16 protein-coding genes are annotated in these 25,964 nt (G+C 46.9%); 5 read left to right on the plus strand and 11 right to left on the minus strand.

Going from position 1 to position 25,964, the window contains the following annotated elements; genetic code table 11:
* Window positions 1-85: 85 nt before the first annotated feature.
* Together Q4Q54_RS00885 and Q4Q54_RS00890 are read right to left on the minus strand one after the other, a co-directional pair.
* A complete protein-coding gene (locus Q4Q54_RS00885; RefSeq protein WP_311987262.1) occupies window positions 86-1,081 on the minus strand; it encodes a two-component system response regulator in 996 nt (331 codons plus the stop codon).
* Window positions 1,081-4,407 carry an MHYT domain-containing protein gene (locus Q4Q54_RS00890; protein WP_311987459.1) on the minus strand — a complete coding sequence of 1,109 codons (3,327 nt, stop codon included), beginning with the start codon at window positions 4,405-4,407 and terminating at the stop codon, window positions 1,081-1,083. The genes Q4Q54_RS00885 and Q4Q54_RS00890 overlap by 1 nt, the downstream gene beginning before the upstream one ends.
* A 457-nt stretch (window positions 4,408-4,864) precedes the next feature.
* Between Q4Q54_RS00890 and srmB the strand changes: the two genes are divergently transcribed.
* The 5 genes from srmB (at window position 4,865) to Q4Q54_RS00915 (ending at window position 14,277) form a co-directional block, all read left to right on the plus strand.
* The gene (srmB, locus tag Q4Q54_RS00895; protein WP_006080348.1) at window positions 4,865-6,124 is read left to right on the plus strand and encodes an ATP-dependent RNA helicase SrmB; all 1,260 of its coding nucleotides are present in this window, start codon (window positions 4,865-4,867) and stop codon (window positions 6,122-6,124) included.
* A 363-nt stretch (window positions 6,125-6,487) separates the two neighbouring features.
* On the plus strand, window positions 6,488-7,699 hold the full coding sequence (locus tag Q4Q54_RS00900; protein ID WP_311987264.1) for an efflux RND transporter periplasmic adaptor subunit: 1,212 nt from the start codon (window positions 6,488-6,490) through the stop codon (window positions 7,697-7,699).
* Window positions 7,699-10,890: an efflux RND transporter permease subunit gene (locus tag Q4Q54_RS00905; RefSeq protein ID WP_311987266.1), complete on the plus strand. Its 3,192-nt coding sequence runs from the start codon at window positions 7,699-7,701 to the stop codon at window positions 10,888-10,890. The genes Q4Q54_RS00900 and Q4Q54_RS00905 overlap by 1 nt, the downstream gene beginning before the upstream one ends.
* 250 nt (window positions 10,891-11,140) lie before the next feature.
* Window positions 11,141-11,848, plus strand: a complete 708-nt coding sequence (locus Q4Q54_RS00910; RefSeq protein WP_311987268.1) for a TatD family nuclease-associated radical SAM protein — start codon at window positions 11,141-11,143, stop codon at window positions 11,846-11,848.
* Window positions 11,849-12,039: 191 nt separating this feature from the next.
* Complete coding sequence (locus Q4Q54_RS00915) at window positions 12,040-14,277, plus strand: PAS domain-containing protein (RefSeq protein ID WP_311987270.1); 2,238 nt, start codon at window positions 12,040-12,042, stop codon at window positions 14,275-14,277.
* Here the strand turns inward: Q4Q54_RS00915 and Q4Q54_RS00920 are convergent.
* The 9 genes from Q4Q54_RS00920 to tkt all read right to left on the minus strand — a co-directional run bounded on the left by Q4Q54_RS00920 (window position 14,258) and on the right by tkt (window position 25,625).
* A complete protein-coding gene (locus tag Q4Q54_RS00920; protein ID WP_220777639.1) occupies window positions 14,258-15,661 on the minus strand; it encodes a hypothetical protein in 1,404 nt (467 codons plus the stop codon). The genes Q4Q54_RS00915 and Q4Q54_RS00920 overlap by 20 nt on opposite strands.
* Window positions 15,662-15,754: 93 nt before the next feature.
* Window positions 15,755-16,318: a hypothetical protein gene (locus tag Q4Q54_RS00925; protein ID WP_311987272.1), complete on the minus strand. Its 564-nt coding sequence runs from the start codon at window positions 16,316-16,318 to the stop codon at window positions 15,755-15,757.
* Window positions 16,311-17,060: a helix-turn-helix domain-containing protein gene (locus Q4Q54_RS00930; protein ID WP_311987274.1), complete on the minus strand. Its 750-nt coding sequence runs from the start codon at window positions 17,058-17,060 to the stop codon at window positions 16,311-16,313. The genes Q4Q54_RS00925 and Q4Q54_RS00930 overlap by 8 nt, the downstream gene beginning before the upstream one ends.
* Window positions 17,061-17,209: 149 nt before the next feature.
* Complete coding sequence (gene nhaD / locus Q4Q54_RS00935) at window positions 17,210-18,679, minus strand: sodium:proton antiporter NhaD (RefSeq protein ID WP_311987276.1); 1,470 nt, start codon at window positions 18,677-18,679, stop codon at window positions 17,210-17,212.
* A gap of 242 nt (window positions 18,680-18,921) precedes the next feature.
* A complete protein-coding gene (locus tag Q4Q54_RS00940) occupies window positions 18,922-19,659 on the minus strand; it encodes a YdiY family protein (RefSeq protein ID WP_259589568.1) in 738 nt (245 codons plus the stop codon).
* A gap of 205 nt (window positions 19,660-19,864) precedes the next feature.
* Window positions 19,865-20,932, minus strand: a complete 1,068-nt coding sequence (fba, locus tag Q4Q54_RS00945) for a class II fructose-bisphosphate aldolase (RefSeq protein WP_006084020.1) — start codon at window positions 20,930-20,932, stop codon at window positions 19,865-19,867.
* Between the two features lie 251 nt (window positions 20,933-21,183).
* Window positions 21,184-22,359, minus strand: coding sequence for a phosphoglycerate kinase (locus tag Q4Q54_RS00950; protein ID WP_006080336.1), 1,176 nt, complete (start codon window positions 22,357-22,359; stop codon window positions 21,184-21,186).
* 138 nt (window positions 22,360-22,497) lie between these two features.
* Complete coding sequence (epd, locus tag Q4Q54_RS00955) at window positions 22,498-23,514, minus strand: erythrose-4-phosphate dehydrogenase (RefSeq protein ID WP_311987279.1); 1,017 nt, start codon at window positions 23,512-23,514, stop codon at window positions 22,498-22,500.
* A gap of 116 nt (window positions 23,515-23,630) precedes the next feature.
* Window positions 23,631-25,625, minus strand: coding sequence for a transketolase (gene tkt, locus Q4Q54_RS00960; RefSeq protein WP_006080334.1), 1,995 nt, complete (start codon window positions 25,623-25,625; stop codon window positions 23,631-23,633).
* Window positions 25,626-25,964 lie beyond the last annotated feature (339 nt).

Below are 25,964 nucleotides of genomic sequence, written 5' to 3' on the forward strand. Positions count from 1 at the left end.
GTTAAGTTAAATAGCCTTTTATTTCAAGCAGTAAACTGCATTACATTTAAGATGACATCAGGTTAAAGCCTTGTGCCACAAGGCTTTAGCGGTCGGTCCATTTCTCTTTGATTTCAATTATTTTCGGTAAGTTTTCGGCAAATAATCTGACCAACACAGGGTCAAAATGCACGCCGCTTTGCCCGTGAATGTAGTCCATGGTTTTGTCGACTGACCACGCCTCTTTATATGGCCGCTTACTGGTTAACGCATCAAATACATCGGCTAAAGCCACAATTCTGCCCTCTAAGGGGATTTGCTCGCCTTGCAGCCCATGGGGATAACCCGTGCCATTCCATTTCTCATGGTGCGTGAGTGCCACTGATTTAGCTAAACGCAATAACTCAGAATCCGCCTCGCCAATAATTTCAGCACCAATTTGAGGATGAGTTTTCATGATCTCAAACTCCTCGTCGGTTAACTTTCCAGGCTTGAGCATTATGCTGTCGGCAATACCAATTTTGCCAATATCGTGCATAGGCGCGGCATGCAACAAATCATCCGCCTGCGATTCCGTTAAGCCGTAAGCCAGCGCCAATATTCTCGAATAATGGCTCATTCTAAGCACATGGGTGCCGGTTTCATTATCTTTGTATTCCGCCGCCCTGCCTAAGCGCTGAATCACTTGCAGACGCGTTCGTTTCAATTCATCAGCTTGAACCAACGACAAATGCGTTTTAACCCTAGCTTTAACGATCGCAGCTGAAATAGGTTTGGCGATATAGTCCACACCTCCCGCGGCAAAGCCTGCTGCCTCGTCGTGTTCGTCATTGAGTGCTGTCACAAAAATCACCGGAATAGACTGGGTTTCTGTCATAGTCTTCAGTGTTTGGCATACCTCAAAACCCGTCATATTCGGCATCATTATATCGAGCAATATCAGCGATGGTTTTTCGATTTGTGCTAAGCGCAACGCCTCCTCACCATTTTTGGCAAAGACTAACTGATAGTCTTGATGCAATATTTGCTTCAACACCCGTAAATTGACCGGTTCATCATCCACTAACAATAAGGTTTTTTTCGATTCAGTTGCAGTCTGCATTACGACTCCTCATGCGTGGAGATGGATATTTTTAGTGCCGTTAGTGCTTTGTGGGCGATATCAAAATCAAAGTCATCTAAGGCGTCAACAATACTGGTTATCACGATTTTATTCGCTTCATCACTGAGTTTTTGTAGCGCGATAAGGTCAGCCTCATCAAAGGAGTGATGTGAGATAGCCGCAATAAGCGCATCGATATGGGGCAAGATAAGCTGTGCGTAATCAGCCTTTTTCGATGGGGTATTCGAGGCAGAATGTTCGGGTAATGTAGCGCCCGCAATATAGGCCTCTATCTCGCCTAATGAGGCACAAACGTCATCAAATATCTGCGGCATCGACTCAGGTTCAGCACTTTCCAATTGGCTAAACAGCTGCATCCATTTTGACAAACCTAAGTTGCCACTGATGCCCTTTAAGCCGTGGCTTAACTGCTTTATCTGCTGGAGATCATCTTGATTGATTGCGTCTTGTAATTGCTGGTTTTTTTCAGGCCACTGGGCAACAAACTTGGTCAACTCTTTGATGTATATTGACAGGCTTCCCCACAGCTTAATGCCGCGAAGCTCATCAATCACGAGATAACGATTTGACAGGGGCAACTCGACTAGCGTCGTCAACGGCTCGAGTTTAAGTACTCTGGCGATTTCACGGCTCAAGTGCGCAAAATCGATAGGTTTATTCGCAAAACCATCCATCCCCGCTTGTACGGCGGCATTTTGGTCTTGTTCTAACACACTGGCCGTTAAGGCAATAATAGGCATGTGCGCCAGTTGTTCTTCGGCTTCCTGTTGACGACGTATTTTAGCGGCGGTTAATCCGTCCATAATGGGCATTTGCAGATCCATTAGGGTGACATCAATCGGGCCTTTTCGCATGCGAACCAAGGCTTGCTGACCATCGCGAGCCGTGATCACTTTATGCCCCAAACGGGTGAATAATACCGTCAGTAAATCAATATTCTGCTGGATATCGTCAACCACTAATATGGTCAACGGAGGTAAAGCCGTGATGTCAGATTGTTGTTTAGATAAGGTTTCGCTGCTGGCTTTTAAAGGAATAGTAAAACGGAATGTACTGCCCTCACCTAACACACTTTGGACTTCAATATGCCCGCCCATCAACTGAACCAACTGTTTACTGATAGTCGTGCCTAGACCTGTACCGCCGTATTTGCGGCTCATGGACGCATCGGCCTGCGAGAAGGCATCGAATACATGCTGAAGCTGATCCGGCGACATACCAATCCCAGTATCCGCAATCTCAAAGGTCACCTGTTGGTCGTGTTCAGGATAAACACGGACAGTGACTGTACCTTCGGATGTGAATTTAACCGCATTGCCCACTAAGTTAATCAGCACTTGTCTGATCCTTTCTGGTGAGCCGATATAGTTACTTGCCATCGACGGCGCGATATCCACGGCTAAAAACAGATTCTGGTTTTTAGCTTGCAACCACAGTGTCGAAATAACAGTGTCGATTTCATCGGTTAATGAAAAGACGCGACTTTCCAGCTCAAGCTTACCTTTGTCTAATTTGGCGCTATCCAACACATCATTGAGTAAATGTAATAGGGATTTGGCGGAGCGATTAATGGTCGTTAGCTGTTTTTGCTGCTCCAGCTCTAGTTGGGATTCCAATAAAATATCACTGAAGCCTATGATGGCATTCATTGGCGTACGAATTTCATGGCTCATGTTGGCTAAAAATGCCGAACGGGCAGCAGCGGCTTGCTCCGCATTATTTTTTGCCGTGACTAAGTCCTGCTCCATGATTTTTCGTTCGGTAATGTCCATCACAAACCCATCAATCCAAAGCTCGCCATTAGACTCATCGTTTATGTAGTTGCCATGTTCAAATAACCAACGCACTTCACCATCTCGACGAATGATGCGATATTCCATTGAAAATGTCGGTGGCTGTGCACTGTTATAAATAGCATCAAGATCATTTGGATGATAAAGATCAGAGAAAAACCGTTTGGGATGCGGCAGTTCAAAATCGGCAGCCGGATAACCTGTGATGTTTAATACCGCATCACTGATATAAACCATTGGCCAGCCTTGAGTATTTTTACAACGATAAGCAATGCCAGGGATATTACCGATCAAAGATCTAAACTTGGCTTCATTATTTTTAAGCTCAAGCTCCATTTCATTACGCTTGCTGAGATCAGTGATAAAACCGACAAAATAATGATCTTTCCCCTGCATTACATGGCCAATGCTTAAGTTAATCGGCACTTGGGAGCCATCTTTATGCTGCGCTTCAACCTCTCTGCCAAGCCCAATAATTTTAGCTTTGTGTGTTTCAACGTATTTAGCTAAATAGCCATCATGCTCTTCACGAATGGCATCTGGCACAATTTTCTTCACGTTAAAGCCCATCAGCTCATCGGCTCGCCAACCTAGAATCACGGTCACAGCTTTGTTCACACTGACAACAATGCCTTTGCCATCAATGGTAATAATCCCATCGATTGCCGTATTCATCATGGCGCGCATTCTGTCTTCATTGGATTTTGCCAACTGAGTCAGATCTTTATATTTGAAGACCAGGTTTACGATTAACACTAGGCTGATAATGGTGACAGTAATGACGGACACGCCAATGGCGAGATAGAAAGAGATTTCAGAGGTTTGCTGAGTTAATTCCAACCCTTCAGGCTTAACAAAACGTGCAGCCGCCATACCGGTATAGTGCATACCTGAAATCGCCAGCCCCATTAGGATACTGGCGAGAAAGTTAATCATTATCACATTGATGTTCAGCGGGATTAATTTATTAACGCCGGTTCTCACCCACAATGCAATAATAGCCAGCAATACAGCCACTATGATAGAAAGCGCAAATATTAATGGGTCATAACGCAGTAGCGGCGCCATTTCCATCGCAGCCATGCCAACGTAATGCATAGTGCCAATCCCCGCACCAACGAGGGTGCCACTGATCAACACCTGTGAGAAGCGAAAGCTAGGTTTAGCTAATAGATTCAACGCCACCCATGAAGCGGCGATACTAGGTAACAAGGATAGGGCTGTCAGCGCAAAGTTGTAACTCACGGGCGAACACAAATCAAAAGCCAGCATGCCGATAAAATGCATCGACCAAACTCCGCCCCCCAACACAAGACTCCCAGTGAACAACATGATCTGTTTACGGAAATGGGACTGGCTCGTGACCGCTTGCGTTGCAACCTGAAAGGTCATAAAGGCTGAAAAAATTGCAATACAAATAGACAGAGTAACCAGCGAGGGATTGTAGTAGACGTTTAGTAACAGGCTGTCTTGAGACGAGATAAAAAAATGTGATAACCCATCGAATGTCATATCGTTTTCAGCCCATCTATCAGAAACATAAAATCCAATCAAAACCTGTTTGCTTATCTTCCCGAGCAGGGCTAACGCTCAGGAACCCACTTTAAATAACGCTAGTAAGTGGATAAATATTTATGCCAAGGCTCCTAAAAACACATCACTCAATCCATCGAAATAAACCTTAACAACAGCCTATCTTCATTATATTCGCAGTATCTTATAGAAGTTTAAAAAAATGTCTGCCCCTTTGATGATAGCGAAGTGCGGAATAACTGCAAAACAGCGGCACGAATGAGCTGCACTAAACACTCATAACCACTCAACCAGCACAAAAGCTGCTGAGATCTCACTATTTTTTAGCGAAACAGACTACTGAGCGACATAAGTTTATCCCCGCTCAGATTAAGTTATTTAAGTTAACCGCTATAACCTTTATAATGCTTCGCTATTATCCGTCGAGACGCTGCGCATGCAATTTGAAGATTTCCAGCTTGACCCTAGCTTATTAGAGTCGCTTAATGCCATGGGGCATCATTCACCCACCACTATTCAGCAAGAAACTATCCCTTATGCCCTAGAGCAAAGAGATATTCTCGCGCGCGCCCCGACAGGAACAGGTAAAACAGCGAGTTTTTTACTGCCATCGTTGCAACATTTAATCGACTTCCCCCGTCGTTTCGCTGGGCAAGCACGTATCCTGATCCTCACACCAACCCGTGAGTTAGCCAGCCAAATCCACCGTTATGCGTGTCACTTAGCCACAGGCCAAGGTTTAGACATAGCGATAGTGACTGGTGGTGTGCCTTACGGACCACAAGAAGAAGCCTTAGCGGGCAACGTCGATATTCTGGTCGCGACCCCTGGCCGCCTGATGGAATATTTAGACAAAGGCAATTTCAACGCCCAAGAAGTCGATATCTTAATTATCGACGAAGCCGACCGCATGCTAGACATGGGCTTCTCTTCTGTGGTGCAAGCGATTGCTATCGAAGCCCAAGGCCGCAAACAGAACATGCTGTTCTCTGCCACCTTAGAAGGCGGCGGTGTACAACGTTTTGCCCGTGAAGTATTGAACGACCCGATTGAAATCGATGTTGAAGCACCTCGCAGTGAAAAAGCCAAGATCCACCAATGGATCCACTTAGCCGATGATAAAGAGCATAAATTTGCCCTGCTATGTCATCTGCTGCGCCAAGAAGATGTTAAACGGACTATCGTGTTCGTAAAAACCCGCGACATCGTTTCTAGCTTAGAAGGCCAGTTACTTAAAGTCGGTATTGCCTGCGCTTTCATGCGTGGCGATATGGAACAGAAAAAACGTTTCCAAGCTTTGAGCCGCTTTACCAAAGGTGAAGTGAACGTCTTGCTGGCAACCGATGTGGCTGCACGCGGTATCGATATCGACGATATCACCCATGTGATCAACTTCGACATGCCACGCTCTGCCGATACCTATATTCACCGTATCGGTCGTACTGGCCGCGCTGGCGCCAAAGGTACTGCGATTTCGTTGGCCGAAGCCCACGATATGCGTATCGTCGGTAAAATCGAGCGTTATATCGAGCAACCGTTGAAACGCCGCGTGATCGAAGAGCTACGTCCTAAAAACAAAGAAGCGCGGACTCCAGGTAAGAAAAAAGCCAAAGTGAAAGCCAAAGAAGCAGCGAAGAAAACCAGCAAGAAAGAAGCGGCGAAGAAAGCGAGTAAAATCGCCCGCAAGAAGAAGTAACCTCTGCTTGAAATCATCCAACTAAAGCCGCTATATGCGGCTTTTTTATTACCTAAATTTAACTCAATGCAATAAATCAACTGGCGAGTAAAAGCTAATCACAAAATATAGAGCATGAAATACGGCCCATTTAGATTTGCAAATCCGCAAGCGTATTCATTCTTATTTCAATATATTCCAATCACCTAAGTGAACCTTTCATCATTTACCTGCTCTAAATTTCGCCAAAATATCGGTACCTAGTGAGCACATGTGTCAAAACATCACTTTTAGACACATTTAATTTACAAAAATAAATTTATTGGCGCGGCCGACTCTGCTACTTTAACCCCATTACGCGATTAGCATGGATGTAACAATAATATGATGAAGACTCTACTGAGGAGAACATCTCCTTTATTAATTTTGCTGCTATTTGGCTTAGGCGCAAAAATATTAATGCAAACCAAGGAAGCGCCAGAACAAAAACCTGAAGAGATGCCCATTCCTATCGTTGATGTGACGCAAGTGACTCAGCAAACGGTATCGCTAAACTTACCTTCCTACGGTGTGGTTAACCCAAAATATAAAACCCAGCTTGTGACCGAAGTTCAAGGCAGAATGCTGACCATTTCCCCAAATTTTGTGGCGGGCGGCATAGTCAAGAAAGGTGACCAACTCGCACAAATCGAGCCCTCAGATTACGAGGCTGATTTAATGCAAGCCGAAGCGACACTGGCCCAAGCCACCGCTGCACTGAACGAAGAAATTGCCCGCGGTGAAGTTGCTAAAATCGAATTCAAAGGCTACGACAAAGGCTTACCCCCAGAGTTAGGTCTGCGTATTCCACAGCTTAAAAAAGAGCAAGCCAACGTTAAATATGCGCAAGCAGCACTGGCGCGTGCCCAACGTAACCTTGAGCGCACGGTTATCCGCGCGCCGTTCGATGGCATAATCAAAGCGCGCAATGTCGATTTAGGTCAGTATGTTAGCTTAGGTACAAATCTAGGAGAACTCTACGACACTAGTGTTGCTGAAATCCGCTTACCGATTTCCAATGACGATCTAGCCTACCTAGAGTCGGTCGATAATCCCGATACCCAAGTGACGCTGAGCGCCTCTTTGGCGGGTAAAGAAAATACTTGGGAAGGCAATATTATCCGCAGCGAAGGCGTGATCGATGCTGAAAATCGCATGGTGTATTTAGTCGCTGAAATCAAAGACCCGTACCTGCGCGCCAATAAAGTTGCTGGCAGCTTACCGCTTAAATATGGCAGCTTCGTCAATGCAGTCATCAAAGGTCGCACCGTCGATGGCATAGTAAAACTACCTCGGCATGTGGTTCGTAACGATCACGTCGCCTTAGTTAACGACAAAAATATTGTTGAAATGCGCCATGTAAATATCGTTCGTAGCGATCTCGACAATGTGTATATCAAGGACAGTCTAAAAACGGGCGAGCGCGTCGCCACCACTCACTTCAACAGCATGGCAAACGGTCAACTGGTCAAGGTCTTAGGTGAAGCGGCATTGCCGACTGAGACGCCAAAAGAAGACACGCCTGAGTCGAGTCTTGCGGCCACTGGAGTGAAATAATGGACACTCAAAAAGGGATCTTAGCCTGGTTCGCCCGCAACAGTGTGGCCGCGAACCTGTTAATGTGGGCATTGCTGGTCGGCGGTTTGTTCAGCACTGTCTTGATCAATAAAGAAGTTTTTCCTTCTTTCGAACTCAATTTACTGAATATTTCCGTCGCCTATCCGGGCGCGGCGCCACAGGAAATCGAAGAAGGCATCAACATCAAGATTGAAGAAGCCATCCAAGATATCAACGGTATCAAGAAGGTCACATCAGTGGCGAGCGAAGGGGTAGGCTCGATTACGGTTGAAGTTGAAGACGGTTACGAAGTGCAAACCGTGCTCGATGAAGCCAAACTGAGATTAGATGCGATTTCGACCTTCCCAGTGAACATCGAAAAACCCAATATCTATCAGATTAAACCTGAAAATAACGTCATTTGGGTGTCTGTCTATGGCGATATGACACTGCACGATATGAAGGAGTTGGCTAAGTCGGTGCGTGACGATTTAACCCAACTGCCAGCCGTGACCCGTGCCAAGGTCACTGGGGTGCGCGATTATGAAATCGCCATCGAAGTATCAGAAGATAAACTACGCGAATACGGCCTAACATTTACACAGGTCGCGTTAGCGGTGCAAAACTCTTCCTTTGACTTACCCGGCGGTTCGATTCGCGCCCAAGATGGCGACATCCTGCTGCGCACCAAAGGCCAAGCCTACACGGGTGATGACTTTGCGAATATCGTCGTCACCACTCGCCCCGACGGTAGCCGCGTGATGTTGCCGCAAGTGGCGACCATCAAAGATGATTTTGAAGAACGGTTAGAATACACCCGCTTTAACGGTAAACCGGCCGCGATTATCGAAGTCACCAGTGTTGATGATCAAAATGCCTTAGACATTGCCGCTCAAGTGAAACAATACGTCGAGGATCGCCGCGCGACACTTCCTGCCAACGCGCAACTAGATACTTGGGGTGATATGACTCACTACCTCAAGGGCCGCTTAAACATGATGATGTCGAACATGTTTTACGGTGCCTTGTTGGTGTTTATCATCCTAGCTATGTTCCTCGATCTTAAGTTGGCGTTTTGGGTTATGATGGGTCTGCCGGTGTGCTTCCTCGGCACTATGCTGATCATGCCGCTCGAACCTTTCTCGATGACGATCAACATGTTAACCCTGTTCGCCTTTATCTTAGTGCTCGGGATAGTGGTGGACGATGCGATTGTCATCGGCGAGAGCGCCTACACAGAAGTCGAACGCCACGGTCATTCGGTTGACAATGTGATCCGCGGCGCGCAAAAAGTGGCAATGCCCGCGACCTTCGGGGTATTAACCACGATTGCGGCCTTTATTCCCATGTTAATGGTTTCTGGCCCTATGGGAATTATCTGGAAATCCATCGGCATGGTGGTCATCCTCTGTTTGGCCTTCTCGCTGGTCGAATCTAAGTTCATCCTGCCAGCGCATTTAGCGCACATGAAGTTTAAAAAGCCCGGTGCGCCAAGGGGATTCTTTGGTCGCCTCAAAGCCAACTTTAACGACAGAGTACAGCACTTTATTCACCACAGTTATCGCAACTTCCTCGAGCGCTGTATCAAGCAAAGATACAACGTGGTCGCGGCTTTTATCGGTGTGTTGGTCCTGTCGATTGCCTTAGTCGCCAGTGGTAAAGTGCGTTGGGTATTCTTCCCAGATATTCCATCGGACTTTATCCAAGTTCAGTTGGAAATGGACGAAGGCAGCTCGGAAGATAACACTTTGAAAGTGGTGCAGAGCATAGAAGAAGCCCTGTACAAGATGAATGACAAAATGGAGCAAGATAACGGCTATCAAGTGGTGAAACACAGCTTTATCAATATGAGCTCCCGCACCTCTGCCTTTATTTTTGCCGAACTGACGAAAGGTGAAGACCGCGAAGTCGATGGTGTGACGATTGCTGCCGCATGGCGTGAACAATTGCCCGAGCTTCTATCGGTCAAAAAACTCAGCTTTAACGCGAGTACTAACGATGCCGGTGGCGATATTTCCTTCAGGTTGACCTCAAGTGATCTCGATGAACTGTCCGCGGCCTCTAAAGAGTTGAAGCAAAAACTCGCCAGCTATGAAGGCGTATACGATATTGCCGACAACTTTTCCTCGGGTAGCCATGAAATTCGCCTGAAGATACGTCCAGAGGCGGAAGCCCTTGGCCTGACCCTTTCCGATTTAGCTCGCCAAGTGCGTTATGGTTTCTATGGTTATGAAGCCCAACGTATTTTGCGTAATAAAGAAGAGATCAAGGTAATGGTGCGCTATCCATTAGAGCAGCGCCGCACTGTGGGTTATCTGGAAAACATGCTGATCCGCACGCCAACGGGCACCTCGGTTCCCTTCTCGACCGTGGCACAAATTGAGAAAGGCGAATCCTACGCCTCAATTACCCGTGTTGACGGTAAGCGGGCGATCACCATCACGGCAAATGCCAACAAAAACATAGTTGAACCTTCAAAAGTGGTACAGGAAATCCAAAAAGATTACCTGCCACAATTACAGGCCAAGTATCCTAAAATCCAAACCGCGTTAGATGGCGGCAGTTTAGATGAACAGAATGCTATGGTCGGTTTGATGCAAGGTTTCTTCTTTGCGCTGTTTACCATTTATGCACTGATGGCAATCCCGCTAAAATCCTACAGTCAGCCGTTGATCATCATGTCGGTGATCCCCTTCGGGATTATCGGCGCCCTGTTCGGTCACTTGATTCAGGGACTCGCGATGAGCGTATTAAGTCTCTGCGGCATAGTGGCACTCGCGGGTGTGGTGGTGAACGACTCTTTGATTTTGGTCGACTTTGTTAACCGTGCGCGGGAGCAAGGTCAATCGGTTAGACAGGCGGCAGTGGATTCGGGCTGTTATCGCTTTAGGGCGATCATCCTCACGTCACTCACCACCTTTGTCGGCTTAGTGCCTATTATTCTCGAGCGCAGTTTGCAGGCGCAAATTGTGATCCCTATGGCGACGTCCCTCGCCTTCGGTATCCTGTTCTCGACTGTAGTAACGCTGATCTTAGTGCCGCTGCTGTACATCATACTCGACGATGTTAGCCGCTCTAGCAGCCGCTTCTTCAACTGGTGGTGGCAGCCTAAAAAAACCAATGATGAGGACGTTAAGCATCCGGATTTTGAGCAAGCTGTCACGACTGACTATAAGAAAGACTATTTATAGGCTGTTAACGACAGACAGTTAGCGATAGGCAGTTAGCAATAGACAGTTAATCAATGTCTTAGACCTTAAAAAGAGAGCTTAGGCTCTCTTTTTTATTGCCTGTGCTCACTCAATTCCACATCAGCATCAAAGTCACTTTGCCGTGAGTGGGTTTGAGCTTTCAAGTTGCGATCTAGCTGACAGTTATGCCATCGGGCTTTCGCTACACTATGCCCAAGTCGTCAGTTATCGTTAGAATGAAGCCATCATTATGTCTGAGCATCTGCATAAGCAACACCTTGATAACCCGCACGTTGTCACCACTGAAACCCTAGCGAACGGTCACATCACAGATGAAGTTTGCACGAATGAAACCTGTGCAACCGAAACCCTAGTCTATGATATTCGCCGCAGTCGTTACCTCAATATCACTGGTCGCTGCACCCTGCGCTGCGCTTTCTGCCCGAAACATAATGGCAGTAAACAAATCCACGAATACCAACTTGCCCTGTGCCACCAACCTAAGCCCGAGGAAATTATCCCCCTGCTTGGCGATGTTAAAGACTTTGAAGAATACGTGTTTTGCGGTTATGGCGAGCCTACTTTAAATCTTCCAACGCTACTCACTGTGGCAAAAGAGATCAAACGCAGGGGCGGACGAGTACGGATTAATACCGATGGTTTAGGCAATCTGGTCCATAGACGCAATATTCTGCCGGAACTTGCCGAGTGTGTGGATAGCTTATCGATTTCACTCAATGCGGATAATGAAGCCGCCTATATTGAACATTGCCGCCCAAAACTCGCCGGTTCCTACGCCGCCGTGCATGCCTTTATCGCCTTGGCACCACACTATATTGAAACGGTACAAGTCTCCGCTATCGAAGGATTAGCGGGCGTCGATATTGATATTTGCCGTGAACAAGTGGAGTCCTACGGTTGCGAATTTAAGCATAGAGTATTAGGCGCTCTAGGCTAAACACCATTCCAATGCGGCCAAAATCGACTGAAGCACTGAGCCACATGAACTCGCCACTGAGCGAATGAGTAGAGATGTAAATCTGTCTTAACTTTTACTAAGGAAATCTTGCTGAGTAACTTGGCACTGTCGTAACAATTCTTTCGTGTTAACATAGCGAAATTAACAGATCACCCACTCATAATCGGTTCATGCTGAAGAATAACCCAAGCACGTATCCCCTAGCGCCGCTGCTCTCTTTAACTCAAGGGATCCATTGGTCGCATCAACGCTTATTAGCCGTTGCAAGCCAGCTCTCTATGCTGGTGATTGGCATGATCATTTTAACCAACTTAATCATTACTTTAGGTGAGCGACGTCTACAGGAAGAATGGGCGACGCAGAGATACAGTGAACTGCAAACTATAGGCACACTGATCACAGATAAAGTGTCTTTTCAGCAATTTCGTACCCAAATTTTTGCCAATGGTGAGCTGCTAAAGCAGTACTTAAGCAATCCGACCGCCAAGCAGCAACTCAAATTACAGGAAGCTTGGCTAGATCTGGTGAAGCATATTCCTGAACTGCTCGGCATTGCGCTGTACGATCCCCAAGGCAATTATAAGTTCTCTACCCCTTCTAATTTCAGTAAAGATGCCTTACCGCCGACCTTGCTTGGCGCGAGTCGTAATATGGGCGGTAAAGAGGTTTACACCTCACCACTGGAGTTTGTTCCGATTGAAGGCATGCTAGAACCCTATATGTATCAAATGGCTTGGCTCGAAAAGCCCGATCAGAGTTCTATGGGTTATCTCGTGACATACAACTCTATGGTGCAAATGCTCGAAGCCATCAAGCCGGCTTTTTCGAGCAATAAGTCGCCTATGTTAGTGCTCGACACGCAGGGATTACTCTATGCTGGCGCGAGCGATCTCGCTCCGTTAAGCAATATGCCGGAAACCTTAGGGGCAAGTTTAAGACAAAGTTATCCCGCCCTGTGGCGTGATATGTCCATGAGTAATTTTGGCCAGTTCCACGGTGAAGAAGCCACCTTTGTTTACCTTAAGATCGAGCTTACCGCCCAGCCAGAAACCCGCAGAGAATACTTTTTACTCTCCTATGTGCGTAACTCCGACATAGCCGCACGTTTTTCCCAGTGGCAAAACATTGTCATAGTGGCATCGCTAATCTTAACCGTACTCGCCGCTTGGGTTGTGCTACTCAGCCACATGTATCGCTTACAACAGCGTTCACGCCAATACAGTATCGATGTCGCCAATGGCTTATTTAACAGTGATATCGGCTTTATGATGGTCAACGAAAACGCCAGAGTGATCAGCGCCAACACTAAGGCGGCAGAAGCGACCTTAGTGCCACTCGATGAACTCACAGACCGTAATCTACAACGTACCTTGTGCCTCGATGATAAAACCTATGCCGAGCTGATGGAGCAAGTGCATAAAACGGGTCAATGGTCTGGTGAAATCAGCCTAGAAAGTATAAATGGCCCAACGCTGCGGGTACATATCCGCCAAGCGCCAAGGGCGAGCCGAGGGTCACCACATCTATTGATCACCCTTGAAGACATCAGTGAATTAGTCAGCAGTAAAGAACAAGCATTTCTCAGTGAGCTTTTATGCGATAGCACAGTGGCAACAGCGCTGACAGATGCCAATGGTAAACTGATTAAAATCAACCCCGTATTTGATGCGCTAATGCAACTCAATGGCGATTTAAATCAAGATTTAGCCTCGCTGCTCGCCAACGATTTAGGTAATCAATGGCAAAGAATTAGCGCTCAAATTGCCATGCAAGGTCAGTGGCAGGGGCAAATTCTGTGCTCACCTAAACAGGCGCACTCCAATTGTTTACAAGCCACCTTGAAGGGCCATGTGGCCGCCGATGGTGAGATTGATTATATCGTCTGTACCTTAGAGCAAGCCGCCGAACGCGGCCGAGGCACAGAGAAACGCAGTCTTGTGCCCCATCGCAGCACGATTCTGCTGAGCTTAGTTGATTTAGAGCGTTACTTTAACTCGCTGCCGCCGCCAAGCCGCCTGAGTTCAAGCTTACTGTTAATGGATATCAATCCCGAAGGTTTACTGAGCCACATGAGTGACATCGACCAACTGGCAAACCGCCAGCAGGAAGTCGAAGTTCAATTACTACTTGAAATTCCTGCTAATTATCAGATTTTGCATTGGCAACTCGGGAAACTGATTGTGATGTTACCTGACACAGATGCGATCCATGCGCACAACTTTGCCCTCAATATGATGGAAAAGCTCAATGGCAATGGCTTAGGCGAAGGGATCAGTATCGGTATTGCGGGTTATCAAGAAGGTCAGACACTTGAGCAGTATCTGAATAATGCCGAAGTCGCCCTAAAACGGGCGAAACAGAATAACGATCAAAATATCGGTCAGGCCTTTACTCGTCATCAATCGTAGATTCGGGCATGTTGACCGAATCGGGCAATTGGCTCTGGGTAATTTCAATAATCGTCGAGCGGTTCATGGTGATCTTGTAGCGAATATACTGCGGGGCTTCGCGGCCATCGCGTAGCACTAAAATCAAGTTGACTTGATAACGCCGCTCAACCGATTCATGGCTGATTTTGCCTTCAACTTCCTTATAAATCTTCGCCTTACCCCGCTCTAAGTAGCGGGCAAAGGGCACTAAGCTAAAGTTCACTTGCTCTTGAATGGTGGAGTATCCCGCTTGGAACTCACTCTGATTCACCTTAGTGGCAATTTTATAGTGCAGGATTTCCGCATCGACCTTATTTTGGCTATGCCTATGTTTTAGGATTTCGCTGACTTTATCGGGCAGATCTTGCTGACGCATAAACTCAAGCCATACTAACTGCTTAGCGATTACCGCCTGACTGGTGGTATCGCGCAAAATCCGGCTCCAGCGTGGCCTGCCCCGCTGAATAAAACGCCACATGGCATTACGCACGTCATCTTTAAAGATTTCCCTGAAGCCGTAAATCACCGCCAAAGTCAGCACTAAGGCAATGGTAAAGCCGCTGAAGGCGCCCTGCGCTTGAATAATCAACGCCGACACCACCAACATGACTAACGCCGTTGCCAGTCCCGTTGTGAACTTTTTAAGGCCAATTCCTAAGGGCTTTAACTCTTCTTTGAGCACCACACCTTGCTGGATTAAACGTCGTAACAACAACATCTTGTTTGAGATACGGTTAGGATCTTGCTTAGTTTGCGCCGAGTTGTAGTTATGCTCATCCCGATAGGCGCACTCATTGCGACACAGTGTTAGTACCCGTTCTTGGATATCATTGAAATCGCTGGTCCGTGTTGCATGGGCGAGCACCTTTAGCAACTGCTGCTCGCAAAACCAAGACAGATAGTTGTCGGCATTTTCAAAGTAGGATTTCCATTTAGGATCGCCCGGTTCGTTACGGCGAAACTTTTTCAGCAACTGGCCGACTTGTTCGCGTAATTCGTCGAGGGCAAAATAGAAATGGGTCACATCTGTGATTTGATTGAGTTCTTTAACGTCGTTTTCGACTGCAACGGCAAACTGATAGGCGAACAAATTCAAGTACAATCTGAATTCTTCAATGGTGCGACGATTTAAACTGGCAAAGCGGCCCTGTACCAAAGGTAAATGCAAACCTTCTGAATAGTAAGAGCGACGGCCGACAATCGAGCTGTAGTAGTACTCTTCTTCATTGAGCGTGTGCGAGCCTATGCCCATTTCCTTTGGTAAAAAGAAATAGAGATCGAGCTGACGATTATCGCCCTTTTCCATCTGGTGGCTGAACTTAATCGACAGGGATTCTTCTTGCTTTACACGTATCTTAGACACAACACCCTTTTCATGAGCTCTCACAGAAACTCATCGCAGTAGACATAAATCAATGAGCACTAATCTTAACTGAAATAAACTCAAATTCACTGATTAAATTCGGCTATTTACGATACGGCATCCACAAATCGTATTGCTGGGTTGCAATAATACTATGGCATAATCTTTTGCATCATCCATCTCTAATACTTCGATACTGAAATGGTTCACCCCTGCATCGGCAAAATTTAAGCTGCTGATGCTATAGAGATATTTCATCTGTTCGGGCCAATTTTGTTGTTTTTGCGTTTGCGATTCAGTTTTCGTCTCCACCGCCACCCTATAGGTCATGCTATTGGCCTCAATGCTGTCGACTTTGCCACGCATTGAAATATGGCCCGCACTGGTGCCATCAAAATTAAAGTAACGGTAGTGGATTTGCGCTTTGTCGGCGGCAATCAATACGTCCACAAGCTGGTAAAATTTATTGTCGCTGTTGTTACTGCCAGCACTGGCGCTGACATATGGATTGGCACTCGTGTGCCGATCAAATAATTCTGAGCTGCAACTTAACATCATGGTCCGGCTCGTTGCCAATTGTTTGTAAATCACTCCGCAAGCCGCAATCAAGGCCGACAAAATAACAATACTAATGGTCCACTTGAGCCACTTAGCCACAGATATTCACCTCATGCAGCCAGGCAGAGTCGATGAATGTTTTGGGACGAGATAAATCGCTGATACTAATATTGCGCAGCACTAACTGGCCGAGTTTTTCACCGCGAAAGGTCATATTAAGCACCTGTTTATCATGGGATAAAGACGCATAAACATCTGCCCAATCGCTTTTACCGCAGACAATAAGTCCCGTGCTTAAGCGTTCGCCCATTTCAAACAGTAAGGTGTTACTCGCACTGGAGTCGGCATATAAGTTCAAGCGCACTTGCTGACCCGAGGCTAACGACAGTATTGACGTCATCAAGGCTTGAGTCGGTTTACTGTGGTCTGTGTGTTTCAGATAAAACACCGAAAACGCCAACATCACCCCAAATAACACTAAGGCACTCCACAAAGGCACAGTGTGCAGCCTGAGGTAATTGATGCCTCGATATTCGCTGCCGTTTGATGGTCGCAATAAATAGCCTTGGCCTTTAACGGTTTCGATCAAGCCCTCGTGCGAAGGGCCAAGAAAAGAGCGGAGCCTGGATATGACGTGGGATAAAGAGGCATCAGTTAACGGCGGACCTTGTCCATCCCCCATTTTTAGCATGTGCTTTGAAACTAACTGTCCTTGATGTGCGAGCAACAACGTGAGCACTTGTAGCTCGGCTCGAGAAAGATGCCAAGATTCATCGCGAGACAACTCAATCAGTATGCCTCGTTCTCGATCAAACCTGCAGCCTCCCAATTGCATACACATTAACTCAACTCCATAAAAACACAGAGTTAAGTCTATGCAAGACCACAAATAATTAATGTGATCTTGCTAACCCAAGCCAGCAAATAGTTAATTTTCGTGAGACAAACCGCAAGCCTGTCTCGGTAAACGATAATCAAGCTAATGCAGTGTTAGAACATCGCGGCGTTTAACCACATGTGCACTAAAATACTCGCCACATAACCTAAAGCTATCACAGGCGTCCAACGAAGATGCGCCCCAAAGGTATAAATGCCACGAGCCTGTCCCATCAAGGCAACCCCTGCCGCACTCCCAATCGAAAGCAAACTACCGCCCACACCCGCTGTCAGGGTAACCAATAACCACTGCCCCAAAGCCATATCGGGATTCATGGTCAATACCGCAAACATCACAGGAATATTATCAATCACAGACGAAAGTAAACCCACGGCAACGTTGGCATAGGTGACATCCCAATGTGAGTACATGGCCTCAGACACTAAGCTCAAATATCCCATAAAACCTAGGCCGCCGACGCATAACACTACGCCATAAAAGAACAGCAAAGTATCCCACTCGGCGCGGGAAATGCGGCTGAACACATCAAATGGCACCACACTGCCAAGTTGCTGCAGGCGTAATTTGTCTTGTCTTAATTCCGCCTTTTCACGTTCGCGAGCAACGGAACGATTGAAGGTTTTACGCAGGTAAAAACCAAAGAATTGCAGAAAGCCTAATCCCGTCATCATGCCCAGTACAGGCGGCATACCTAAGAAGGAATGGGCACACACTGCCGTAGCAATAGTGAGTAAAAACAGCCCCACAATGCGTTTAGCACCGGGCTTAGTGTACACATGCTCTTTTTCAGGCTCAGGCACAAAATGCGGGATGAACACACTCATAATGGCGGCGGGTAAGGCAAAGTTAACGAGGGCGGGAATGAACAGATTAAAGAAATCGCCAAAGTGCACTAGGCCCTTTTGCCATACCATTAAGGTCGTGATGTCACCAAAGGGGCTAAACGCGCCACCCGCGTTGGCGGCAACGACAATGTTGATACAGGCAAGGGTAATAAACTTGCGTTGCCCAGCCCCAACCTTCATCACCACGGCGCACATCAGTAAAGCTGTGGTTAAGTTATCGGCCACGGGCGAGATGAAAAACGCCATAAAGCCCGTTAACCAAAACACAGTTCGCAGGCTAAAACCACGACCTACGAGCCAGCCGCGGATCGCATCGAACAGATTACGTTCTTCCATGGCATTGATATACGTCATCGCCACCAGCAAGAAGAGCAATAGCTCGGCGTATTCGAGCAAGTTTTGCTTGAATGCGGCTTCCGACACTTCGGACATGCCGTTTTGCATATAGACAAAACCTATCATGCCCCAAATGATCCCTGCCGCAACGAGCACAGGTTTCGACTTGCGTAAATGTAATGTCTCCTCGGCCATCACCAGTATATAAGCCAGCACAAACACACAGACGGCGACATAACCCACGCTCGCGGCGGTTAAATTAAGCTGATCTGCCCCCTCTGTCATAGCCCATGCTGCAGGTGAGAATCCGCTCAATATTGCAACGCAGAATAGACTCCACAACGCCATTCCACTGCCTTTAAACAACCGCTGTAATTTCATTAAAGTTCATCTCTACGTAGGAAATTAGTCGAAAATTACCATAGCTTCGGCATAGCAAATGTTGATAAAACGCAACTTTCTATGCATTACCCTATAACCAAAGGCATTTAAAACATTAATTTTTGTATAACTACAGATGTTACTAATAAAGAAAAGCTTAACGTATATTCAACTTAGTCCAAAAACAGCCAATAAAAAAGCACCTCGAAGGTGCTTTTTTGTTTTAAATCAGTGTCACAGCATTAGAAAGCATATAACAAGGTCATATTGGTTTCGGTATCTGTGCTTTTCTTATCATCCAGCGGCTCGCTGTTGTAACGCACAATAATGGCAAACTTCATCGCCAATGCGCCGATAATATTTGCCGTTAATGAGGTTTCAGAACGGGCATCTAACTTGTCACCGTAATCGGCAACGAAACGCTGCTGGAATTTAGAGGTTTCAGTGATTTCAGTTTCAAAGTTAATAACGCCGTGGGCAACAACGCTGTCGTTGGTGTCATAACCTTCGATAAGCGCTTGCTCAGTATCGAGACGTTGATAGATATAACCTGGACCCACTTCAACATCTAAAAAGGTCTTGCTGGTGTCATACAGTCTATGACCATAACCCGCTGCGCCAGATAGGGTGTAGTCATAACCGGTAAACGGGTCGACTTCATAACTGGCATTCGCAAACAGGTAGCTACGGTCTGTCATCTTGTAGTTACCCTGTGCGCCTGCTAAATAGCGTTTCGCGGTGACAGAACCGGTATCTTCTTTGTATAAACCTTCCAGTAAGTACTGATTTTCCCAATCGCCAAGCTCATGCTTAAGATTTAAACGTCCCTTAAATGATGAGGTTTCAGTGTTACCTGTGGTTAAGGTGGCACCTAACTCAGCTTCACCAGCGAATGTCTTGTCGCCTTTTACAAAATCGGCCCCTGCAGTCGCCATAAAAGGTGCAGTCATTAATATCGCTGCGGTCAGTACTTTTTTCATGTTTATCCGTTCCTGTTCCGTTAAATCCAATCCCTATAAATATCTGTTCGTCCCAGCGAAGCTGAATAAGCACATATTAATATGGGTTAGTTTTTTCCCCTGAAAATCTGCGCAATATTAGCATTGACGATTAAAAAATGAAAATTGCATCTATTTTAAGCATAAAAAAACCCGCATTAGCGGGTTTTTGTCTTAACGATAACGCTTACATGTTGATCTTAGGATCTAAGGCACCAGACTGGTACGCTTTATACATTGCTTGTAAAGACAATGGTTTAATCTTAGATGCTTGACCTGCACAACCGAAAGCTTCGTAGCGAACAGTACAGATGTCTGCCATGGCTTCCATTGACGCTTTCAAGAATTTACGTGGGTCAAATTCACTTGGGTGTTCCGCTAAGAACTTACGTACCGCACCCGTTGATGCTAAACGTAAGTCAGTATCGATATTCACCTTACGCACACCGTGCTTGATACCTTCAACGATTTCTTCTAATGGCACGCCGTAGGTTTCTGGGATCTGACCACCGTATTGGTTGATGATCTGTAACCATTCTTGTGGCACTGAAGATGAACCGTGCATCACTAAGTGAGTATTAGGAATACGCGCATGGATTTCTTTGATGCGGTCGATACGCAGTACATCGCCCGTAGGTTTACGGCTGAACTTGTAAGCACCGTGGCTAGTACCGATAGCGATGGCTAAGGCATCAACATGGGTATCTGCAACGAAACGCGCCGCTTCATCAGGGGTAGTCAGCATTTGATCCATGCTTAATGTACCCACTGCACCAATACCGTCTTCTTCGCCTGCTTGGCCAGTTTCTAAACTGCCTAAACAGCCGATTTCGCCTTCAACTGACACACCACACGCATGGGCAAATGCCACTGTGCGACGAGTGACATCGACGTTGTAGTCATACGATGCAGGGGTTTTGCCGTCAGCCATCAAAGAGCCATCCATCATCACTGATGACATGCCTAATTGGATAGAACGCTGACAGATATCAGGATCGGTACCGTGGTCTTGGTGAATACACACAGGAATATCTGGGTACTGCTCAAGAGCCGCTGCCATCAAATATTTTAAGAACTGTGGGCGAGCGTATTTACGCGCGCCAGCAGAAGCTTGCACAATAACAGGGCTGTCTGTTGCTTCAGCGGCCTGCATGATGGCACGCATCTGCTCTAAGTTGTTAACGTTGAACGCAGGCACACCGTATCCATGTTCTGCCGCGTGGTCGAGTAGTTGTCGTAGGGAAATTAACGCCATTTTTTAACTCCAATAATAGGGTGACTGTCACATTCTGCAACGCTTGGTCACCGAGGTCACTATCGTTTGGATGGATTTTTATACCCGAATTCAGATAGATACCTTAAACAAGCACCTAAAATAAGTACCTGAAAAAATATCTAAAATAAACACGGGCGGTTTTTTTATAATTCTTTTATTTATTATCAAGCTTTGATGATATTAGAGCTTATCGCGGCGTCTTATGCGCCGCGTATTTTAAAACTTAATAATTAAGCGCCGCGCTTTTCTAACATAGCCACAGCCGGTAATTCTTTACCTTCGAGGAACTCGAGGAAAGCGCCGCCGCCAGTCGAAATGTAAGACACTTTATCGGCAATACCGTACTTATCAACCGCAGCCAAAGTGTCACCACCGCCTGCGATAGAGAAGGCTTTTGAATCGGCAATCGCTTGGGCGATACGTTTAGTACCTTCACCAAATTGGTCGAATTCGAACACGCCCACAGGGCCGTTCCACACGATAGTGCCAGCAGATTCGATGATTTTGGCCAGTGCTTCAGCGCTATCTGGACCAATATCAAAAATCATTTCGCCATCAGCGACTTCGCTAACTGATTTTAAGGTTGCCGCTGCCGTTGGGCTAAACTCGCCTGCCACTACTACATCAGTCGGCACCGGAATATCGGCACCGCGGCTTTTCGCATTAGCGACTAAACGTTTAGCTTCGTCGATCAAATCCGCTTCATACAGCGATTTACCGACATTGTAGCCCGCCGCCGCGATGAAAGTATTGGCAATACCGCCGCCAACCACTAACTGATCAACGATACCTGAAAGGCTTTCTAGCACGGTCAGCTTAGTCGACACTTTAGAGCCACCGACAATCGCCACCATAGGACGCGCAGGATTATCTAATGCCTTGCCTAAAGCATCTAATTCTTGCGCCAGTAATGGGCCAGCACAGGCGATGGGGGCAAACATGCCCACGCCGTGGGTCGATGCTTGGGCGCGATGTGCAGTACCAAAGGCGTCCATAACATAGACATCACACAGCGCAGCCATTTTTTGCGACAGCGCTTCGTTGTTCTTACCTTCGCCCACGTTAAAACGCACGTTTTCGAATACCACGACTTCACCCACTGCAACGTCGACGCCGTCTAAATAGTCGGTCGCTAAACGCACGGGACACGACAAGGCTTTTGCCAAGTAGTCGACCACAGGTTGCATAGAATATTCGGGATTGTATTCACCTTCGGTCGGGCGACCTAAGTGCGACATCACCATCACAGCGGCACCTTTAGCAAGGGCCAACTCGATAGTTGGGAGAGAGGCGCGCAGACGAGCATCACTGGTGACGACGCCGTTGCTGACAGGCACATTGAGATCTTCGCGGATAAGCACACGCTTACCTTGTAGATCCAAATCTGACATATTGATAATTGCCATAGTAACACTTCCTTTTATAATCAAAAAAACAAACTGGTTTCACACATGGCCGGTATCAGTTTACTGCCGCTAGGCGCTCGACATCCCGTCGAATTGGCATATAACTGAGTGACCCACCGGTGAATAATCTACTTTTTATCAGCCTCGCTTGGCCGCGATCATAGCCAAACTCGTATCTAACATACGGTTGGCAAAACCCCACTCGTTATCGCACCACAACAGCAGCTTCACCAGCTGACCGGCGCTGACACGGGTCTGGGTACCGTCAACAATACTGGAGCGCGGATCATGGTTGAAATCACATGAAACTAAGGGCTCATCAGTATAACCTAAGATGCCGTTAAATCGCCCATTGGCGGCCGACTCCAGCACCTGATTCACCGTGGCAATATCGACGGTTTTCTCAAGCGTCACAGACAAATCGATTGCGGTCACGTTGATGGTGGGCACGCGCACCGAAATCGCCTCAAACTTATCTTTCATGTGCGGCAAAATCCGCTCAATACCGCGGGCAAGCTTAGTGTCTACAGGGATAATCGATTGGCCAGCGGCGCGGGTACGACGTAAATCATCATGATAAGCATCAATCACTTGCTGATCGTTCATTGCCGAATGGATAGTGGTAATGGCGCCGCTTTTAACGCCGAAATGGCGATCGAGTACGTCGATCACTGGCACGATACAGTTAGTCGTACAAGATGCGTTGGAAACCACTGTGTGTTCGGCGCGGAGTAAATCGTGATTCACACCATAGACAATCGTGCCATCGACATCGGCTGAGGATGGATGGCTTATCAGCACTTGTTTAGCGCCGGCATGAATATGGGCTTCGCAGCTTTGACGATCGAGTAATACACCAGTGGCCTCATAGACAATGTCTATGTCCATTTCATGCCAAGGGAGTTTTGTGGGATCGGGCTCGTGGAGAATTTTTATCGCATCGTCGCCAATCAGCATGTGATCATCGACGAGTTTCACTTTGTGCCCAAACCGACCATGGGTGGTGTCGTACTGGGTCAGATGAATAATGGCTTCAGGTTTAGCTAATTCATTAATCGCGACAATCTGCATTTGCTGCCGTTTTCCAGACTCGTACAAAGCACGAAGAATAGAGCGGCCGATACGGCCATAACCATTGATAGCGACTCGGATCATTGAGGTCTCAATTTCCTCTAAATACAAAAACGGCCTGCAAAAGATTGCAGGCCGCATTATACAGATTAACACTTAAAAAGTTTAACCTTTTGTATTGAATCTAATCCCTTGAGCGATTAGCCCAATGATTTTGCAGCATTCAGCACATTTTCAACGGTGAAACCGAAGTGATTCAATAACACGTTACCCGGCGCTGACTCACCAAAAGTGGTCATGCCAACAACAGTGCCTTCAAAACCGACGTACTTGTACCAGAAATCGGTATGCGCCGCTTCGATAGCCACACGTTTAGTCACAGCGCGTGGTAATACCGATTCTTTATACGCTGCATCTTGCTTATCGAACTCAGTTGTCGATGGCATAGAGACTACGCGAACTTGTTTACCTTGCTCAGTTAATGCAGCGGCTGAATCCATCGCCAATTGTACTTCGCTACCGGTTGCGATCAGGATCAGTTCTGGTGTACCCGCACAGTCTTGCAGTACATAAGCGCCTTTTGCCACGTTGGCTAATTGCTCAGCGGTACGCGCTTGGGCTTTCAGGTTTTGACGGCTGAAGATCAGTGACGTTGGCGCATTGCGACGTTGAATCGCAGCTTTCCAAGAAACTGCCGTTTCTGCCGCATCACATGGACGCCATACGGCCATATTTGGCGTCATACGCAGGTTAGCTAATTGCTCAACTGGTTGATGCGTTGGGCCATCTTCACCTTGACCGATAGAGTCATGGGTATAAACGAAGATGTTTTGAATACCCATCAGCGCCGACATACGAACTGCGTTACGGGCGTATTCCATGAACATCATGAAAGTTGCGCCGTAGTTGATGAAACCACCATGCAGCGAAGCACCGTTCATAATGCCGCTCATGCCGAATTCACGCACGCCGTAATAAATGTAGTTACCGGCAGGATCGTCTTGAATACCTTTAGAACCAGACCACAAAGTCAAGTTAGAACCCGCTAAGTCAGCAGAGCCGCCTAACAGTTCAGGTAACATAGCACCGAAAGCACCGATAGCATTTTGTGAGGCTTTACGGCTCGCAATACCTTCGGCTTTGTCCTGTGATGCTTGCACGAATGCCTGCGCTTTTTCTTCGAAATCAGCAGGTAATTCACCTTTCAGTACGCGGCGCTCATATTCAGCAGCCAGTTCTGGGTGAGCTGCGCTATAAGCCGCAAACTTCTCGTTCCATGCCGCTTCACGGGCAGCACCAGCTTCTTTGGCATCCCAACCGGCATAAACGTCAGCAGGGATTTCAAATGGTGCATATGGCCAGCCAAGGAATTCACGGGCTGCGGCGATTTCCGCATCGCCTAATGGCGCGCCGTGGCAATCGTGGCTGCCAGATTTGTTGGGTGAACCAAAACCGATAATGGTTTTGCAGCAAATCATGGTTGGTTTATCAGTCACCGCTTTCGCCGCTTCGATAGCAGCACGGATTGCCGCGCTATCGTGACCGTCAACACCAGCAATCACATGCCAGCCGTAAGCTTCAAAACGCTTTGGCGTATCATCGGTGAACCAGCCTTCAACATGGCCATCGATAGAAATACCGTTGTCATCCCAAAATGCGACCAGTTTGCCTAGACCTAAAGTACCGGCTAATGAACAGGCTTCGTGGGAAATACCTTCCATCAAACAGCCGTCGCCGACGAAGCAGTAAGTGTAGTGATCAACGATATCGTGACCATCACGGTTAAACTGTGCCGCTAAGGTTTTTTCAGCAATCGCCATACCGACAGCATTGCTGATGCCCGCGCCGAGTGGACCCGTTGTGGTTTCAACACCTGGGGTGTAACCGTATTCTGGGTGACCCGGGGTTTTTGAATGCAATTGACGGAACTGTTTCAGCTCTTCGATTGGTAATTCATAACCTGTCAGGTGAAGTAAAGAGTAGATCAGCATTGAACCGTGACCATTAGAAAGGACGAAACGGTCTCTATCTACCCATTTAGGATTGGTCGGGTTGTGCTTAAGGAAATCATTCCACAGCACTTCAGCAATATCTGCCATACCCATTGGGGCGCCGGGATGGCCTGAATTTGCTTTTTGAACTGCATCCATACTTAACGCACGGATTGCGTTTGCGAGTACTTTACGGGAAGACATGCTCTCTCCTGCTTGTTTGTGGGGTCTAGCGGGCAATTTGGATGCATATTTTCCCCTACATGCCAGTGTGACGCAAACTAAAATTATCATTCACTCAGCAAAAGATGGCCGAATCGTAAACTCGCAGAAACAAGCTAGTCACTTTACTGGCATTTACTTGAGTGGGCATCGCAAGGATCACTTGTAATGGAGAAATAAATTTCTCAACAATCGAGAAAACTTAATGCTATGAAATATAAGAAAAATAACCTATTTAAGACTGGGCGCAGTCGTTTTCAGGTCACAATCTGAGAGGATTTTTTCTCACTGGGGGTGATCGGCAATCAGATTTAAACTAAA

Origin of the sequence: Shewanella sp. SP2S2-4, from assembly GCF_031932025.1 — a bacterium.
GTDB classification, from domain to species: domain Bacteria; phylum Pseudomonadota; class Gammaproteobacteria; order Enterobacterales; family Shewanellaceae; genus Shewanella; species Shewanella baltica.

What these genes read in the sequence shown, in the direction of transcription:
- Q4Q54_RS00890 (WP_311987459.1), bottom strand. Translation starts at nt 4,407, where the DNA reads ATGACATTCGATGGGTTATCACATTTTTTTATCTCGTCTCAAGACAGC.
- Q4Q54_RS00900 (WP_311987264.1), top strand. Translation starts at nt 6,488, where the DNA reads ATGATGAAGACTCTACTGAGGAGAACATCTCCTTTATTAATTTTGCTG.
- Q4Q54_RS00905 (WP_311987266.1), top strand. Translation starts at nt 7,699, where the DNA reads ATGGACACTCAAAAAGGGATCTTAGCCTGGTTCGCCCGCAACAGTGTG.
- epd (WP_311987279.1), bottom strand. Translation starts at nt 23,514, where the DNA reads ATGATCCGAGTCGCTATCAATGGTTATGGCCGTATCGGCCGCTCTATT.
- Q4Q54_RS00930 (WP_311987274.1), bottom strand. Translation starts at nt 17,060, where the DNA reads ATGTGTATGCAATTGGGAGGCTGCAGGTTTGATCGAGAACGAGGCATA.
- tkt (WP_006080334.1), bottom strand. Translation starts at nt 25,625, where the DNA reads ATGTCTTCCCGTAAAGTACTCGCAAACGCAATCCGTGCGTTAAGTATG.
- Q4Q54_RS00910 (WP_311987268.1), top strand. Translation starts at nt 11,141, where the DNA reads ATGTCTGAGCATCTGCATAAGCAACACCTTGATAACCCGCACGTTGTC.
- Q4Q54_RS00885 (WP_311987262.1), bottom strand. Translation starts at nt 1,081, where the DNA reads ATGCAGACTGCAACTGAATCGAAAAAAACCTTATTGTTAGTGGATGAT.
- fba (WP_006084020.1), bottom strand. Translation starts at nt 20,932, where the DNA reads ATGGCGTTAATTTCCCTACGACAACTACTCGACCACGCGGCAGAACAT.
- Q4Q54_RS00950 (WP_006080336.1), bottom strand. Translation starts at nt 22,359, where the DNA reads ATGGCAATTATCAATATGTCAGATTTGGATCTACAAGGTAAGCGTGTG.
- Q4Q54_RS00940 (WP_259589568.1), bottom strand. Translation starts at nt 19,659, where the DNA reads ATGAAAAAAGTACTGACCGCAGCGATATTAATGACTGCACCTTTTATG.
- nhaD (WP_311987276.1), bottom strand. Translation starts at nt 18,679, where the DNA reads ATGAAATTACAGCGGTTGTTTAAAGGCAGTGGAATGGCGTTGTGGAGT.
- srmB (WP_006080348.1), top strand. Translation starts at nt 4,865, where the DNA reads ATGCAATTTGAAGATTTCCAGCTTGACCCTAGCTTATTAGAGTCGCTT.
- Q4Q54_RS00915 (WP_311987270.1), top strand. Translation starts at nt 12,040, where the DNA reads ATGCTGAAGAATAACCCAAGCACGTATCCCCTAGCGCCGCTGCTCTCT.